Source organism: Streptomyces aurantiacus JA 4570, assembly GCF_000414115.1.
Classification (GTDB): domain Bacteria; phylum Actinomycetota; class Actinomycetes; order Streptomycetales; family Streptomycetaceae; genus Streptomyces; species Streptomyces aurantiacus_A.
Window position 1 is genome coordinate 1 of record NZ_AOPZ01000483.1, and the last position, 1755, is coordinate 1755.

The window sequence follows — 1755 nt, forward strand, 5'->3', positions numbered from 1 at the left end:
GGGCGGCGGCAGCCGCAGCGCGAGCCGCAGCGGCGCGACGATCCAGCCCGCGACGGCCCGGCCGACGCGGAACGCGGCGCGTTCGCCGTACGCGAGCCACAGCCCGCACAGCAGGGCGGCCAGCAGGTGCGCGGCGAGCATGCCGAGCGGCGACATGCCGCCCATGTGGTGCCCGGCGTGCATGCCGTCCATACCGCCCGCACTGCCGATGCCGCCCATATCGCTCATGCCGCTCATGTCGCCCATACCGGCCATGTCATGGGCGCCGGTGGCGTGGGCGGCCGGAGTCGGGGTGACCGTCTCCTGCATGCCCATCGAGTGCTGGGCGTGTCCGGGGGGCGGCCCGTTCAGCCGGTCGGCGAGGCCCGCGTCGGTGACGGCGCGTACCGCGTCCGCCTCCGGCATGGGCGCCGAACCGCCCGCCCCGCACAGCAGATGGCGGGCCCACTGCTGGGCGAGCGAGGCGCCGCCGCCCGTCGACGCGTGGGCCGCGGCCTGAGCGAACGAGAACCAGGTGTGCAGGGCGGTCTGGGTCACGACGGACGCGGCGGTGACGGTGAGGACGCCGCGCTCGCGTCCGGCGAGGAGCCAGGCGCCCGCGAAGGCGGCGGCGCCCGCGCCGGGCAGCGCCCACCAGGGCAGGGGAGCCGACGACATGAGGGCGTGGCCGGTGGCCGCGAGCAGCACACAGGCGGCTGCGAACACCGCAGCCCGTACCGCGCGACAGCTTCGGCCCCCAGTCATGGCGGCCTCATCTTTGCATCCGCCTCGCGGCGGCAACGGGCGGGTCCGGAATGTTCCGCGAGCGCCGGGGTGGTGTGGCCCGGGTCACGGCACGCGCCGGGAACCCGGGAGGACACGGATCCGACTTCTGGGGGCGATGCACGCCGGTTGGCCGTGGGTCGTGTCGTAGGGCGCGGGGAACTTGCCGAGGAGTGGCCGAGTGGGAACTGAGGACGCGGGGCGCGGGCCGATGGGGCGTACGCCGGCGAGAGATGAACCCACGGGGCGCCCGGCACAGTCGCCGGAAGCGCCGGAAGCGCCGCGCCCCCTCCCCACCGCGCTCCTCACCTGCGCGATGGCCTTCTCCATGCTCCAGCTCTTCCTCCTCGGCGCGCTCGGCCCGCGCCTCGTGGACGAGTTGGACTTCTCACCCACCGTGCTCGGCCTGACCACGACGATCGGGTTCGGTACGGCCGCCGTCCTGTCGCCCGCGGGCGGCCGGATCGTCGACCGGGTGGGCCCGCGCCGCGCCCTGGCCGCGCTGCTCCTGCTCTCGGCGGCGGCGCTCGCGCTGATCGGCGCGGCGCCCGGGGCGGGCTTCCTGCTGGCGGCCGTCGCCCTGGGCGGGCTGCCGCGGGCCTGCCGCTCGCGGCGCTCGCCGGGTGGCTCGGCTGGCGGGGCGCGGTGTGGACGGCGGCGGGTGCCGCCGTCGTGACGGCGGTGTGGGCGCTGCGGGCGCTGCCCGCGGACCCGCCCGCGCGGACGGGTGCGCCGCGCGCGTCGTTGGTGCCGCGCGGCGCGATCGCCTGGCTGGCGGTGTTCTCGCTGCTGCTCGGCTGCGGCATCGCGTCGGTCAACACGTATTTGGCTCTGTACGGGGTGCGGCGGCTCGGCATGGGGGCCGGGGCGGCGGGTGCGCTGGTGGCGGTCCTCGGCGTGGCCGGGGTGGTGGGCCGGGTGGCCTGGTCCAAGGCGGCGCGGCCGGGCCGCGCGGAGTGGCTGCCGGGGTGGCTCGCGGCGGGCGCGGTGGGG

At 77.4% G+C, this 1755-nt stretch carries 1 protein-coding gene and 1 pseudogene; one reads left to right on the top strand and one right to left on the bottom strand.

Features of this window, described 5'->3' with window-relative positions:
• Positions 1-705 (bottom strand): hypothetical protein (locus STRAU_RS42685; protein ID WP_037664076.1); only part of this gene is annotated, 705 nt, incomplete at its 3' end.
• A gap of 385 nt (positions 706-1090) precedes the next feature.
• Between STRAU_RS42685 and STRAU_RS44845 the strand changes: the two are divergent.
• Positions 1091-1755: pseudogene (locus STRAU_RS44845) on the top strand (MFS transporter); the annotation flags it as partial.